The sequence below is a fragment of the Hydrogenophaga flava NBRC 102514 genome, from assembly GCF_001571145.1.
GTDB classification, from domain to species: domain Bacteria; phylum Pseudomonadota; class Gammaproteobacteria; order Burkholderiales; family Burkholderiaceae_C; genus Hydrogenophaga; species Hydrogenophaga flava.
This window is the reverse complement of record NZ_BCTF01000006.1, coordinates 1-14393: the sequence shown is the minus strand read 5'-3', so window position 1 is coordinate 14393 and position 14393 is coordinate 1. Positions and strand designations below refer to the sequence as shown.

The 14393-nt window shown below is 67.7% G+C and carries 14 protein-coding genes and 1 pseudogene; 6 read left to right on the top strand and 9 right to left on the bottom strand.

The window, feature by feature from the left end; genetic code table 11:
* The first annotated feature begins 1 nt into the window (after position 1).
* The 3 genes from HFL01S_RS07070 to HFL01S_RS07060 all read left to right on the top strand — a co-directional run bounded on the left by HFL01S_RS07070 (position 2) and on the right by HFL01S_RS07060 (position 4052).
* A complete protein-coding gene (locus tag HFL01S_RS07070) occupies positions 2-1300 on the top strand; it encodes an aspartate aminotransferase family protein (protein WP_066256643.1) in 1299 nt (432 codons plus the stop codon).
* The gene (locus HFL01S_RS07065) at positions 1297-2247 is read left to right on the top strand and encodes a phosphotransferase enzyme family protein (RefSeq protein WP_066256641.1); all 951 of its coding nucleotides are present in this window, start codon (positions 1297-1299) and stop codon (positions 2245-2247) included. Before HFL01S_RS07070 ends, HFL01S_RS07065 begins: the two co-directional genes overlap by 4 nt.
* Positions 2248-2363: 116 nt before the next feature.
* The gene (locus tag HFL01S_RS07060; protein WP_157538793.1) at positions 2364-4052 is read left to right on the top strand and encodes an AMP-binding protein; all 1689 of its coding nucleotides are present in this window, start codon (positions 2364-2366) and stop codon (positions 4050-4052) included.
* A 24-nt stretch (positions 4053-4076) separates the two neighbouring features.
* Here the strand turns inward: HFL01S_RS07060 and fghA are convergent, their stop codons facing one another.
* The 8 genes from fghA to xdhC all read right to left on the bottom strand — a co-directional run bounded on the left by fghA (position 4077) and on the right by xdhC (position 12348).
* Positions 4077-4949 (bottom strand): S-formylglutathione hydrolase, encoded by an 873-nt coding sequence (gene fghA, locus HFL01S_RS07055; RefSeq protein ID WP_066256635.1) that lies wholly within the window; start codon positions 4947-4949, stop codon positions 4077-4079.
* Between the two features lie 22 nt (positions 4950-4971).
* On the bottom strand, positions 4972-5880 hold the full coding sequence (locus HFL01S_RS07050) for an alpha/beta fold hydrolase (RefSeq protein ID WP_066256631.1): 909 nt from the start codon (positions 5878-5880) through the stop codon (positions 4972-4974).
* A 7-nt stretch (positions 5881-5887) separates the two neighbouring features.
* Positions 5888-6994 carry an S-(hydroxymethyl)glutathione dehydrogenase/class III alcohol dehydrogenase gene (locus tag HFL01S_RS07045; RefSeq protein WP_066256627.1) on the bottom strand — a complete coding sequence of 369 codons (1107 nt, stop codon included), beginning with the start codon at positions 6992-6994 and terminating at the stop codon, positions 5888-5890.
* A 47-nt stretch (positions 6995-7041) separates the two neighbouring features.
* On the bottom strand, positions 7042-8241 hold the full coding sequence (locus tag HFL01S_RS07040) for a urate hydroxylase PuuD (RefSeq protein WP_066256625.1): 1200 nt from the start codon (positions 8239-8241) through the stop codon (positions 7042-7044).
* 231 nt (positions 8242-8472) lie between these two features.
* On the bottom strand, positions 8473-9225 hold the full coding sequence (locus tag HFL01S_RS07035; protein ID WP_084383137.1) for a GntR family transcriptional regulator: 753 nt from the start codon (positions 9223-9225) through the stop codon (positions 8473-8475).
* 15 nt (positions 9226-9240) lie between these two features.
* Entirely contained in the window at positions 9241-10611 is a 1371-nt protein-coding gene (locus HFL01S_RS07030; RefSeq protein WP_157538792.1) for an NCS1 family transporter, read from the bottom strand.
* Between the two features lie 39 nt (positions 10612-10650).
* Positions 10651-11382, bottom strand: a complete 732-nt coding sequence (locus HFL01S_RS07025; protein WP_066256624.1) for an aspartate/glutamate racemase family protein — start codon at positions 11380-11382, stop codon at positions 10651-10653.
* Between the two features lie 144 nt (positions 11383-11526).
* Complete coding sequence (gene xdhC / locus HFL01S_RS07020; RefSeq protein ID WP_066257013.1) at positions 11527-12348, bottom strand: xanthine dehydrogenase accessory protein XdhC; 822 nt, start codon at positions 12346-12348, stop codon at positions 11527-11529.
* Between the two features lie 164 nt (positions 12349-12512).
* Between xdhC and HFL01S_RS07015 the strand changes: the two genes are divergently transcribed.
* Positions 12513-13034, top strand: coding sequence for a hypothetical protein (locus HFL01S_RS07015; RefSeq protein ID WP_066256617.1), 522 nt, complete (start codon positions 12513-12515; stop codon positions 13032-13034).
* Positions 13035-13046: 12 nt separating this feature from the next.
* Here the strand turns inward: HFL01S_RS07015 and uraH are convergent, their stop codons facing one another.
* A complete protein-coding gene (gene uraH, locus HFL01S_RS07010) occupies positions 13047-13400 on the bottom strand; it encodes a hydroxyisourate hydrolase (protein ID WP_066256615.1) in 354 nt (117 codons plus the stop codon).
* Between the two features lie 71 nt (positions 13401-13471).
* Here uraH and HFL01S_RS07005 point away from each other — a divergent pair, with 71 nt between their 5' ends.
* Entirely contained in the window at positions 13472-14140 is a 669-nt protein-coding gene (locus HFL01S_RS07005; protein ID WP_066256612.1) for a GntR family transcriptional regulator, read from the top strand.
* A gap of 8 nt (positions 14141-14148) precedes the next feature.
* A pseudogene (locus HFL01S_RS07000) lies at positions 14149-14393 on the top strand (allantoinase); the annotation flags it as partial.

Sequence of the window (14393 nt, the reverse complement as noted above, 5' to 3'; positions counted from 1 at the left end):
GATGCTTGAACACACACCCGGCATGAACGACACCGAACTCATCGAGAAGCGGCGGGCCCTGCTGGGGCCCAACGTCTCCACCTTCTACCAGCGGCCAGTCCACATCGTGAAGGGCGAGGACGTGTGGCTCTGGGACGCGGACGGCCGCCGCTACCTCGACTGCTACAACAACGTGCCGCACGTCGGTCACTGCAACCCGCGGGTGGTGGAGGCCATCGCTTCGCAGAGCCGCCAGCTCAACGTGCACAGCCGCTACCTGCACGAGAACCTGGTGACCTATGCAGAGAAGCTGACCGCCACCTTCGGCGGCGAACTCTCCAACGCCCTGCTCACCTGCACCGGCTCCGAGGCCAACGACATCGCGCTGCGCATGGCCGAGGCCATGACCGGCAAGCGGGGCGTCATCGCCACCGACGCCACCTACCATGGCAACACCAGCCTGGTCAGCCAGCTGTCCACCAGCAACCCGCCGGCCCACGGCTTCGGGCTGGGCCAGTACGTGCGCCATGTCGAGGCACCCGACAGCCTGCGCATCGATGACCCCCAGGGGCTGAGGTTTGCTGCCAAGGTGCAGGAGCAGATCGACGCACTGGAGCGCTCGGGCATCGGCTTCGCGGCGCTGATCGTGTGCCCGCTGTTCCTCAACGAAGGCTTCCCGACCCAGGCGCCCGGCTGGCTGCGGCCGACCGAGCAGGTGGTGCGCGCGGCCGGCGGCTTCCTGATCTGCGACGAGGTGCAGTCCGGCTTCGCGCGCAGCGGTAGCCACTTCTGGGCCCACCAGAAGCAGGGCGTGACGCCCGATGTGGTGACCATGGGCAAACCCATGGGCAACGGCTACCCGGTGGCGGGTCTGGTCACGCGGCCCGAGGTGATGGCGCGCTTCCGTGGTTCCTACCGCTACTTCAACACCTTCGGCGGCAACCCCGTGGCCTGTGCCGCGGCGATGGCGGTGCTGGAAGAGATCGATCAGCGCCAGCTGCAGGCCAACGCCGCGAAGATCGGTGCCCTCGCTGCGAAGGCGCTGACCGGCCTGTCCGCGAAGTACCCGGTGATCGGCGACGTGCGCCAGAGCGGCATGGTGTTCGGCGTCGAGTTCGTGAAGGACCGGACCACCCTCGCACCCGCAGCGGAACTGGCCGACCAGGTGGTCAACGCCCTGCGCGAGCGCGGCATCCTGCTGTCCAGGCTGGGCCGACACAAGAACACCCTCAAGATCCGCCCGCCGATGACCTTTTCGGAAAAGCACCTGGGCCTGCTCATGCAGGCGCTGGACGAGGTGCTGGCCGGGCTGGCGCCATGACAGACCTTGCCCAGCAGGCGGCCGCCGCCTGGGGCCTCGGTCACGCGCGCCTGCGGTTCGTGGCGGGCCGCGAGAACCAGGTCTACCGCGTCACCGTCGCCTCAGCCGGGCACTACGCCCTGCGCATCAAGCGGCCCGGCTACCGCCGCAGCATCGAACTCGAATCCGAACTGCAGTGGATGGCGGCGCTGGCCCAGGCCGGCCTGCTGGTGCCCAAGCCCGTGCCCTCGCTGCGCGGCCACTTGCTCGAAGAAGTGGACGGCCACCAGGTGGATCTGCTGACCTGGCTGCCCGGACAGACCCTGGGCGCTGCGCTGCAGGAAGATCCCGCGCCCGACATCGACCACCTGTTCCATGCGCTGGGGCAGCAGATGGCACGACTGCACGAGGCATCGGACGCCTGGGTTCCGCCGGCGGGCTTCTCCCGCGTGCGCTGGGACGCCGAGGGCCTGCTGGGCGAGGCGCCGGTCTGGGGCCGTTTCTGGGAACACCCGGCCCTGTCCGCCGACGACCGGCAGCTGTTCGAGCACTTCCGGTCCGCGGCACGGCGCGAGCTGCAGCGCCTGCAGGACCGGCTCGATTTCGGCCTGGTCCACGCCGACCTGGTGCGCGAGAACGTGCTGCTGCACGGCGACCGCATCGGCCTGCTGGACTTCGACGACGGCGGCTGGGGCTACCGAGTCTTCGACATGGCCACCACCCTGCTCAAGTTCATCGGGTCGCCCACCTACCCGACGCTGCGGGACGCCCTGCTGCGGGGTTACCAGGCGGTGCACCCCCTGGACCTGGATACGCTCGACCTCTTCCTGGCCCTGCGGGCCACCACCTATGTCGGCTGGGTCGTGCCGCGACTGGGCGAAGACGGTGGACTGGAACGCAGCCAGCGCTACGTGACCACGGCCCGCGAGGTCTGCCAGCGTTGTCTCCCGCGCCTGCCGGCGGCTTGATCCAGGTCAGGGCTGCGTGCAAAACTGGAGCGCAAGCTCTAGAAAACACGCGGGAAAGCCCGCTGCCCGGCTTTCGGCCAGGCCCGGTAGATTCCGGGGTTCACCTGGAGATGCGCATGACCAAAATTTCACCCGACTACCTTGCCCTGCAACGCCTCTACCACTGGGAGAAGACCGCGCCATCGCGGGTGGCCCTGACGCAGCCCATGGGCGGCGGCGCGGTGCAGGACTTCACCTGGGCCCAGGTGGCCGACCACAGCCGGCGCATGGCCGCGCACCTGAAGGCCCAGGGCTGGGCACCCGGCAGCAAGGTGGCCATCCTCTCGAAGAACTGCGCCTGGTGGATGATGAGCGACCTGGCCATCTGGATGGCCGGCTACGTCTCGGTGCCGCTCTACCCGACGCTGGCACCCGAGACCATCACCCAGATCCTGACCCACAGCGAGTCCAAGGCCCTGTTCGTCGGCAAGCTCGACGGCTGGGAACAGATGAAACCCGGCGTGCCCGCCGGCCTGCCCTGCATGAGCTACCCGCTGTCGCCCGACGACGCGAAACGCGCCTACGAGGGCTGGGATGCCATCGTGGCGCGCACCGCACCCATGAAGGAGTCGCCCACCCGCGGCGAGGACGAGCTGGCCACGCTGATCTACACCTCGGGCACCACCGGCATGCCCAAGGGGGTGATGCACAGCTTCGGCAACTTCGCCTGGGCGCTGGACCGCGGCCTGGGCCGCATCCCGCTGGGCCAGGAGGACCGCATGCTGTCCTACCTGCCGCTGGCGCACGTGGTCGAGCGCATGCTGGTGGAGCATGGCTGGCTGCGCACCTCCATGCACGTGTACTTCGCCGAATCGCTGGACACCTTCGCGGCCGACCTGCAGCGTGCGCGCCCCACGGTGTTCTTCTCGGTGCCGCGGCTGTGGGTCAAGTTCCAGCAGGGCATCCACCACAAGATGCCGCCGGCCAAGCTCGACCGCCTGCTGGGCATCCCCCTCATCGGCGGCCTGGTGCGCAAGAAGATCCGCAAGGCGCTGGGCCTGGACCTGTGCCGCTTCGCCGCGGGCGGCGCCGCGCCCATGCCGCTGGCGCTGCTGGAGTGGTACGGCAAGCTGGGCCTGGCGATCAACGAGGGCTACGGCATGACCGAGAACCTCGCGCTCTCGCACATCACCGAATCCGGCAAAAACCAGCGCGGCACGGTGGGCCCGACCTACCCCGACGTGCAACAGCGCATCGACCCCGAGACCGGCGAGATCCAGATGAAGAGCCTGGCGCTGATGCAGGGCTACTACAAGGAGCCCGAGAAGACGGCCGAGGTGTTCACCCCCGACGGCTGGCTCAAGACCGGTGACAAGGGCAGCATCGACGCGCAGGGCCTGCTGCGCATCACCGGCCGGGTGAAAGACCTGTTCAAGACCGGCAAGGGCAAGTACGTGGCGCCGGCACCGATCGAGGACAAGCTGGTGATGCACCCGGCCATCGAGGCCTGCGTGGTCACCGGCGCCAACCTGGGCCAGCCGCTGGGCATCGCGATGCTCAACGCCGACGCCGTGGCCCAGTCGGCCAGCGCCGACGGCCGCGCCGCCCTGGAGACATCGCTGGCCGCTCACATCAAGGCCATCAACGCCACGCTGGACCCGCACGAGCGGCTGCAGTGCCTGGTGGTGACCACCACGGCCTGGACGGTGGACAACGACGTGATCACCCCGACCTTCAAGGTCAAGCGCAACCGCATCGAAGACCTGTACGCCAGGCACTACGAGGCCTGGGAGAACTCCGGCAAGAGCGTGCTCTGGCAGGCCTGAGCGGCGTGGCGCCGCCGCTGGCGCTCAGCCAGCGGCGGCCAGCGCCTGCGCGTGGTGGCGCAGGTGGTCGTCGATGAAGCTGCTGATGAAGTAGTAGCCGTGGTCGTAGCCGGCGTGGCGGCGCAGCGTGAGCGGCTGGCCCGCCTGGGCACAGGCAGTCTCGAAGGCTTCGGGGTGGAGCTGTTCGGACAGGAATTTGTCGGTCAGGCCCTGGTCGATGAGGATGCCGCCAGGATACGGCGCCGCCTTCTGCGCGGCCATCAGCAGGCTGGCGTCGTGCGCTTGCCAAGTCGCTTCGTCCTGCCCCAGGTAACCCAGAAACGCCTTGTAGCCCCAGGGGCACTTCGTCGGCGCGCAGATGGGCGCGAAGGCCGAGAGACTGCGGAACACGCCGGGGTGCCGCAGCGCCAGCGTGAGCGCACCGTGCCCGCCCATGGAGTGGCCGGTGATGCCCAGACGGTCGCCGTCCAGACCGAACTCGGCCACGACGCCCGGGATGAGGTCCTGCAGCAGGTAGCTCTCCATCTGCCAGTGGCCGGCCCAGGGGTGTTCGGTGGCATCGAGGTAGAAACCGGCGCCGACGCCGAAGTCCCAGTGGTGGTCCTCGCCGTCGATGCCGCTGTTGCGCGGGCTGGTGTCGGGGAACAGCAGGGCCAGGCCCAGCTGCGCGGCCAGGCGCTGCGCGCCGGCCTTCATGGTCGCGGTTTCTTCGGTGCAGGTCAGGCCGGCCAGGTAGGTCAGCAGCGGCACTTTCTGCCCAGCCTGCGCCTGCGGCGGCAGGAACAGCGCGAAGCGCATCGGCAGGCCGATCTGGTTGACCGAGAAGTGTTTGTAGAAGCGCTGCACGCCGCCGAAGCAGCCGTGTTCGCTGAGCAGTTCAAGTCGTTCGAGGGCCATGGTGTCGTGTGGGTGAAAGGGGTCAGCGGCGGACCAGTTCGAGCACCGCGTCGGCAAAGGCGCGCGGCGCTTCCTGCGGCAGGTTGTGGCCGATGCCGGGCAGCACGCGGTGCTGGCGCGGACCGCTGAAGCGGTGGGCCTGGGCGGCGGCAGGCTCCCAGGGGCGCACGCCGTCGGCCGTGCCGTCCAGGCTGATGGTGGGCACGGTGATGGCCGGCTGGGCGGCGATGCGGCACTCGACATCGGCCACCGCCGGGTCGCCCGGCACCAGGCCGAAGCGGTGGCGGTAGGAGTGGATGACCACGTCCACGAAGTCGGGGTGGTCGAAGGCGGCGGCGCTGCGCTCGAAGGTGGCGTCGTCGAAGGCCCAGGTCGGCGACCAGAGTTCCCAAAGCCGGCGGCACAGCGCGCGCCGGTCCTGCGTCAGCGCCGCGCGGCCGCGTTCGCTGTGGAACAGGTACTGGTACCAGAGGCGCTGCTCGTTCTCGGGCATGTCCGGCACCATCGCGCGGGCAATGTTCTGCAGGTTGTAGCTGTTGACCGTGACCAGGCCGGCGCAGCGTTCGGGCCACAGCGCCGCGACCACGCAAGCGGCGCGGCCGCCCCAGTCGTAGCCGGCCAGCACGGCGCGCTCAATGGAGAGCGCATCGAGCAGGGCCCGCAGGTCATCGCCCAGCACCGCCTGCTCGCCCGAGCGCGGCGTGGCCGCGTCGAGGAAGCGTGTGCCGCCGTAGCCGCGCAGGTAGGGCACGACCACGCGGCAACCGGCGGCGGCCAGCATCGGCGCCACGTCCACGTACGAATGGATGTCGTAGGGGAAGCCGTGCATCAGCAGCACGGTCGGGCCGTCGGACGGCCCGGCCATGTGGCAGGCCACCTCCAGCACGCCCGCGCGCACGCGGGTGTCGGCGTTCAGCAGCGGCAGCGCCATGGCGGGCTCAGAACTCGACGACGGAACGGATGGACTCGCCGCGCTTCATCAGCGCGAAGCCTTCGTTGATGTCTTCGAGCTTGAGCTTGTGGGTGATCAGGCTGTCGATGTCGATCTTGCCGTCCATGTACCAGTCCACGATCTTGGGCACGTCGGTGCGGCCGCGTGCGCCGCCGAAGGCCGAGCCTTCCCACTTGCGGCCGGTGACCAGCTGGAACGGGCGGGTGCTGATCTCGGCGCCGGCTTCGGCCACACCGATGATGATGCTGCGGCCCCAGCCCTTGTGCGTGCACTCCAGCGCCTGGCGCATCACCTTGGTGTTGCCGATGCACTCGAAGGAGTAATCGGCACCGCCATCGGTGAGCTGCACGATGGCGTCGACCACGTTCTCGTGGTCCTTGGGATTGATGAAGTGCGTCATGCCGAACTGGCGGGCCATGGCCTCGCGCTCGGGGTTGAGGTCGACGCCGATGATCTTGTCGGCTCCCACCATCTTGGCGCCCTGGATCACGTTCAGGCCGATGCCTCCCAGACCGAACACCACCACGTTGGCGCCCGCTTCCACCTTGGCGGTGAACAGCACGGCGCCAATGCCGGTGGTGACGCCACAGCCGATGTAGCAGACCTTGTCAAACGGCGCGTCTTCGCGGATCTTGGCCAGCGCGATCTCGGGCACCACGGTATAGTTGCTGAAGGTCGAGGTGCCCATGTAGTGCAGGATGGGCTTGCCGTCGATGGAGAAGCGGCTGGTGGCGTCGGGCATCAGGCCCTTGCCCTGCGTGCCGCGGATGAGCTGGCAGAGGTTGGTCTTGCGGCTCAGGCAGAACTTGCACTGGCGGCATTCGGGCGTGTAGAGGGGGATGACGTGGTCGCCCTTCTTGAGCGAGGTCACGCCGGGGCCGACGTCCACCACGATGCCCGCGCCTTCGTGGCCCAGGATCGCGGGGAACAGGCCCTCGGGGTCGGCGCCCGAGAGCGTGTAGTAGTCGGTGTGGCAGATGCCGGTGGCCTTGATCTCGACCAGCACCTCTCCCAGCCTCGGACCGGCCAGGTCCACCGTTTCAATGGTCAGGGGTTCGCCGGCCTTCCAGGCGACGGCTGCGCGCGTTTTCATGGGGTCTCCCGTTGGTTGGAAACCCCTGAGCGTAGCGCAGGACGGTTTCAGTTCGTGGGCGCACCCGCTTCAAACCAGCGGGCAAACAGGGCTCTCTCGTCCTCGGTGATGCCGGTGGCGTTGTTCATCGGCATGAGCTTCTGCACCACCACCTGCTGGTAGACCATCTGCGCGTTCTTCTTCAGCTCGTCCGCCGAGTCCAGGCGCACACCCTTGCTCTGCAGGGCCTCGCCGTGGCACATCACGCAGCGTTGTGCGACCACGGGCTGCAGCTGGGCATAGCCCACCGTAGCGGGCACTGCCGTGGCGGGCACAGCGGGCGCGGGCCGCAGCCAGACGATGAGACCCAGCAGCACCACCACGCCCACGGCCGCGTACTTCCAGGGGTGCGGATTGCGGCCGAGCTTGTAGCCGTGGCGCATTACGAAGAACTGGCGGATGGCGGCGCCCGCGAACATCATGCCGATGAGGATCAGCCAGTTCTGCGGGTGTGCGTAGGTGAAGCTGTAGTGGTTGCTGAGCATGGCGAACAGCACCGGCAGCGTGAAGTAGGTGTTGTGCACGCTGCGCTGCTTGCCGCGGATGCCGTGGATCGGGTCCACCGGGCGGCCGGCCTTCATGTCGGCCACCATGGTGCGCTGGCCGGGGATGATCCAGAAGAACACGTTGGCGCTCATCGAGGTCGCGAGCATGGCACCCATCAGCAGGAAAGCAGCGCGGCCGGCGAACATCTGCGTGGCCGCGTAGGCCGCCACGCACACCAGCACCAGCACCAGCGCGCCCACCTTGGCATCGCCGTTTTTCGTCTGCCCCAGCGTGCGGCAGATGGCGTCATAGGCGAACCAGAACACCACCAGGAAGGCCAGCGCCGCGGCGATGGCGCCGGCGGGCGACCATTCCATGACCCGCGGGTCGATCAGATAGACGCTGGGGCTCCAGAGGTAGGAGATCAGGAACAGCGCAAAGCCCGAGAGCCAGGTGGAATAGCTCTCCCAGTAGAACCAGTGCAGGTGCTCGGGGAGCTTGGGCGGCGCAGCCTTGAACTTGACCGGGTGGTAGAAGCCGCCGCCGTGCAGCGCCCACAACTCACCGGACACGCCGTCTTTTTTCAGCTGCTCGTCTTCGGGCGGCGTGAGGCTGCTGTCGAGGAAGACGAAGTAGAAGGAGGAGCCGATCCAGGCGATGGCGACGATGACGTGCAGCCAGCGCAGCAGCAGATTGGCCCAGTCGAGCAAATAGGTTTCCATGGCACCTCAACACAAGGACGGTGAATCCGTCAGGGTTTGCGACTCACCACCGCGGGCGCTCTGAGTCGACTGAGGGCCGCGTAATTGAGTGCCCCGGGCTGTGTGGCCCAGGCACCCGCTCCGCTGCGACCGGATGGAGAAAGTGTATACACTTTTTGGAGACAGATGATCCGGGGTTTACCCGAGGTGGTGCCGTGCCAGCAAGCACGGGCCGTGCCACCCGTGACCGGGTCACATCATCAGCGCGTTGACCAGATCCAGCTGCCGGCTGGCCCGCACCTGTCCCAGGTCAAGGCTGGCCTCCAGGCGCTGCAGGTGGTCCATCATGTTGGCCACCGCCGAGTCCGCGTGGCCGGTCTCGCAGATGCGCAGAAACTGCTCGTGTTCGTCGGTCGAGCAGTGCGCGTCGTTGCTGCTCTGGTAGAGCATGGCAATCAGGGAACTGCGCGCCACCAGCTCGGTGAGGATCTCGGTGAGGATGCGGTGCCCGGCGGCCTCGGCCAGTGCCACGTGGAAATCCCCGAGCAGCTCTTCCCGGACGGCGCCGAGCGAGGGCCCCTTGAGCGCGGAACGCTCCATGCGGATGTGCTGGCGCAGCTGCTCGAAGTCCGCTGGCCGGGCGCGTGCCACGAACAGCCGCACGATCTCCGCCTCGATGAGGCGGCGCGCCGAGAACACCTCTCGCGCCTCTTCCACACTCGGCTGGCACACGTAGGTGCCTTTGTCGGGAATGGTCTCGACCAGCTTGTCCTTGGCCAGCATGAGCAGTGCGGCGCGCACCTTGGTCCGGCTCACCCCGTAAACCCGGCCGAGGGCCTCTTCGCGCAGCCAGGTGCCCGGCGGGATGCGCTTTTCCACGATGGCGGCGGCGACATCCTGCGCGATGCTCTCTACCGTGGGGCCGCGCTCGGTCGTGTCCAGCGCGTCCTCCGGCCCCACCTGTGGTGCGCGGGCGTTCACCGGGCTGCTGCGTTTTCTGGGCATGCCCGGATTCTAGGCTCAGGCCCTCCGGCGGCTGGCGGTCATCGGGGCCGCCACGGTCGGCTCGCCGTCGAGGAAGCGGCGGCACGGCGCCCAGTGGTTCATCAGCAGGTAATACACCACGCCGGCCGGCAACAGGCTCGCGTACCAGCTGATGGACGGGAAGGACAGCGCCACGGCCGCACCGGCCAGCGTGGCCAGCATGCCGGCCCAGTTCACGCCACGGTACGGACCGTTCTCGTCATAGAGCTTGGCCAGATCGAGGCGGCGGCCGCGCAGCACGTAGTAGTCCACCACCAGCACCGCGAAGATCGGTCCCAGGAAGGCGGAATAGGTCTGCACGAACATCTGCAGGCCCGAGGCGGATTCGTCCTTCACGAGCACCCACGGGAAGGTGCAGAAGGCCAGCAGACCGACCACCACCGCCGACTTGCGGAACGAGAGGCGGAACAGGTCCATCAGCACATAGGCCGGGGGCACCACGTTGTTCAGCACGTTGGTGGTGACCTGGGCGAAGGCGATGAACAACAGCGTGGTGACCAGCAGGGGCGTGTTGTCGACCGCGCTGGAGAACACCTTGATCGGATCGGCCGTGCCGGTGGCCCCGGAGACCATCAGACCGATCAGGCCCATGAACAGGGTGGCGGGCAGGATGCTCATGGCGTAGATGGTGGTCAGCGGACCGGGCCGCACATTCTTGTGCAGTTCGCGCGAGTAGTCGCTGACGTTGAGCATCATGGTGCTGTAGATGCCCAGGAACAGCATCGTCGCGCCCCAGAACGGCATGCCCCAGGTGCCCTCGATGCTGGTGATGCGCTCGTTGATGGCGCCGCCGAACTTGGTGATCACGGCGTAGAACATGTAGACCAGCGAGGCAATGATGAACACGCTGCCCACGTTCTCCAGCCACTTGATGCCCTTGAAGCCATAGACCGAGAGCGCGATCTGCAGCAGCTGGAAGATGACGAACCAGGCCACCAGGTTGTCCCAGCCCAGCAGCGTGGCCGACACCGCGTTCAGCGCGCCGGCACCGATCCAGCTCTGGAAGCCGAACCACACCACCGCCGGCACCGCGCGCACCAGGCCGGGCAGGCGGGTGCCCGAGAAGCCGAAGGCCGTGCGCGCCTGCACCATGAAGGGGATGCCGTACTTGTGACCCGCGGCGCCGTTGATGGCCAGCGCCACACCGATGACGAAGCAGCCGATGGCAATGGCCCCCACCGCCTGCAGCATGTTCAGCTGGCCGACCAGGCTGGAGCCCATGGCAAAGGTGCCGATGGACACACAGCCACCCAGCCAGGCCAGCAGGTAGGACCAGCGGTCCATGATCCGGGTTTCCTGTGGTGCCAGCGATTCTTCGCCGGCCGCTTTCTCTTGCGCTTCGCTCATGGTGTTGTCTCCTTGTGGGTGGGAAGCAGGATGCGCCGTTCAGGCGCTGAAGTGACTGAAACGGCCCGCAAAGGCCTTGGGACGGGGGAAGTCCAGGTCGCCGTGCTTGCTGGTGTGCAGGCCCAGGTGCACCAGTGATTCGGCCAGCTTGACCGCCGCGGTCACGCCTTCGACCACGGGCAGGCCCACAGCCCGCGAGATCTCTTCGGTGAGGTCGGCCATGCCGCCGCAACCCAGGACGATGGCGCCGACCCCATCCTCTTCCTTGGCCCGCAGGCTCTCTTCGATGATCTTGCGCAGGGACGCATCGGGGTCGTGTTCCAGATCCAGCACCGGAATCTCGGCGGCGCGCACCCGGCGGCACTGGTGCTCGAAACCGTACTGGGCCAGCAGGTGTTCGGCAATCACGCAGGTGCGGCCCAGTGTGGTGACCACGGAAAAGCGGGTGGCGATCAGGGCGGCCATGTGGAAGGCCGCTTCGGCGATGCCGATCACGGGTGCCCGGGTCAGCTCGCGGGCCGACCACAGCCCCGGGTCGCCGAAACAGGCGATCACGTAGGCGTCGGTGCCCTCACGCTCGCCGGCCAGCACCTCCTCGGCAACCCCGATGGCGGCCACCGCCTCGTCGAAATGGCTCTCGATCGACACCGGACCGCTGGCCGGCTGGCTGGCCACGATCAGCGTGCCCGGCCCCGCCACGCGGCGCGCGGCCTGGCCGATGGTGTCCGTCATCGCCTGCGTGGTGTTCGGGTTGATCACGCGCAGCTTCATGGCATCTCCTGGTTGAATTCATATTTCGAACACATAGTTTGTATACAAAAATCGAACACAACAAGAGGCCGCACAACCAAAATGACTGGGGTTTACCCGCAATGGATGGGAAGAACCGGCCGCGCGGCGACCGGTGGCGCTGCTTCAGGCGCTGCGCTGGATCAGCAGCTGGGCAACCACTGAGGCCGCGATCACCGCCGGCTCCTTGCCGCCGATGCCAGGCAGTCCGATCGGGCAGGTGATGCCCCCGAGCTCAGCGTCCGTGAAGCCCCGCTCCAGAAGCCGGCGCCGGAAGGTGGCCCATTTGGTCTTGCTGCCGATCAGGCCCACAAACGGCAGGTCGCCCACGACCCGGCGCCGCTGCAGGCAGGCCGCGACGATGTCCAGGTCTTCCGTATGCGAGAAGCTCATGATGAGCACCAGCGCACCCGGCGGCAGGTCGCGCACCGCGTCCTGCACCGGCTCGGAATGTTCGGCACGCACCGTGGTTGGCAGGTGGTCGGGAAACACGCCGTCGCGGCTGTCGACCCAGAGCACCGCGAACGGCAGCGGCGCCAGCGCCCGCACGATGGCCTGACCAACGTGCCCGCCGCCAAACAGGGCGACCGGCGCGAGCTCCTGCGCCAGCCGCTGCCGCAGGGCGCCAGCCTCGGCCTGCGAGACCGGCTCGAAGCGCAGTTCCACCACGCCGCCGCAGCACTGGCCGAGACTGGGGCCGAGCGCGACCCGGAGCATCCAGGGCGCCGACGCGCCGGTCGCCAGCGCGTCCCGGGCCTGCTTCAGCGCATCCCATTCCAGGTGGCCGCCACCGATGGTGCCCACCTGCCCGTCGGGCCACACGGCCATCCAGGTGCCGGCCTCCCGCGGCACCGAGCCCTGGGTGCGCGAAACGGATACCAGCACCGCCGGTGCCCGCGCCAGGCGTTCAAACAGGGGGTTCAGATCAGGGTGCTGTGTGGCGTGCATGCCAAAAAATCCGTCCATATACGCCGATGCGGCGACCGCCTGGCAGTATCCACCGGGGTCTTGCTTGGGCAAGTGGGCAAAGACCCATAAACTGCATCCTCCCTGCCCTATGGCGCCCTGCCTGGCGGCGACTTCGCCGATCACGAAGACTCCGAGAGACATCCATGCACGCTCCAACTGCCCGTTTCATTGCCGCCGACCGACTGGCCTCCCTGGCCGTGGTCGCCCTGCTCGCCGCCTGCGCCTCGCCGGTGCCCACACCGCCGCCGGCCGAGCCCGCGCTGGAAACCATGGTCCCGACACCGGAGGCGCCGGTGGCCGTCGAACCGCCACCCACCTACGTGTCGCACGCGGCCACCCCGCGCGACTACCGCCGCGATGGCGCACAACACATCTACGGCAAAAACGCCCACCGCATCTTCAAGGGCAAGATGCCGCCGCTGCTGCAGGGTGTGGGCACCATGCAGCTGGAGCTGGACCACCGTGGCCGGATCGTCACCATGCACTGGATGCGACCGCCCAGCCATCCGGGCGCCAAGGCCGAGATCGAGCGCGCCATCCAGGAAGCCGCACCCTACCCTGCGCCAGTGCTCATGGGCCGTGTGTACTACGTCGACACCTGGCTCTGGGACAAGAGCGGGCAGTTCCAGCTCGACACCCTCACGGAAGGCCAGAGGAACCGGTGACCCCCGGCAGCGTCAGCTGCCTCTGTACGTGCTGTAGCTCCAGGGGCTGACCAGCAGCGGCACGTGGTAGTGCTGGTCGGTGTGGGCCACGCCGAAGTCCAGCGCCACGCGGTTCAGGAAGTTGGGCTCGGGCAGCGCTGCTCCTTTCGCCGCGAAATACCCCTTCACATCGAACACCAGCCGGTAGGTGCCGACCTTCAGGCTGGCGTTGTCGTACAGCGGCCCGTCCGGGTTGCGGCCGTCGTGGTTCAGCGTGAAGCGCTTGACCAGCGTGGCCTGCTCGCCGTCGGTGGTGTAGAGCTCGACAGCCATGCCCGCCGCGGGGCAGCCATTCATCGTGTCCAGAACGTGGGTGCTCAGGCCCATGGTGAAGTCCTCATGAAGTTCGGTCGACCAAAAGTGTATACACTTTTTGTTTTTCTGGATATGATGACTTCATGGAAACGTCCAGCACCAGCCAGATCGTCGAATCGCTGACCCGGGCCATCGTCGAGCACCGGCTTCATCCGGGCACCAAGCTCGCCGAGCAGAAGCTGGCCGACCACTTCGGGGTGTCGCGCACCCTGGTCCGCCAGGCCCTGTTCCAGCTGTCCCAGAACCGCCTGATCCGGCTCGAACCCGCGCGCGGTGCCTTCGTGGCCGCGCCGTCGGTGGAAGAGGCCAAGCAGGTGTTCGCGGTGCGGCGCATGCTGGAAGTCGAGATGACACGCGCGTTCGCGCGTCAGGTCAGCCCCGCCAAGCTCAAGGCGCTGCGCGAGCACGTGGCCCAGGAGAAACAGGCCGTGAACAACCAGGACGTGCCCGGTCGCACCGAGCTGCTGGGCGACTTCCACGTGCGCATGGCCGAGCTGATGGGCAACGAGGTGCTGGCCGAGCTGCTGCGCGACCTGATCTCGCGCTGCGCCCTGATCACGCTGATGTACCAGAGCACCGCCGCCGCCGAGCACTCGAACGAAGAGCACGCCGACATCGTCAAGGCGCTCGCCGCCAGGGACGAAGAACTGGCCGTGCGCCTGATGAACGAACACCTGCTGCACGTGGAGGAAGGCCTGACCTTCGACCGCAAGCTGCCCACCAACGACCTGTCCCTGGCCCTTTCCTCCTGAGCACCCGCATGATCTACGACAGCACCGCCCCCTACCCGCGCGACCTGATCGGCTACGGCCGCGACGTGCCCCACGCCCGCTGGCCGGGCGGCGCCCGCGTCGCCGTGCAGTTCGTCCTCAACTACGAAGAGGGCGGCGAGAACAGCGTGCTGCACGGCGACAAGGCCAGCGAGCAGTTCCTGTCGGAAATGTTCAACCCCGCCGCCTTCGAGGCCCGCCACATCAGCATGGAAGGCATCTACGAATACGGCTC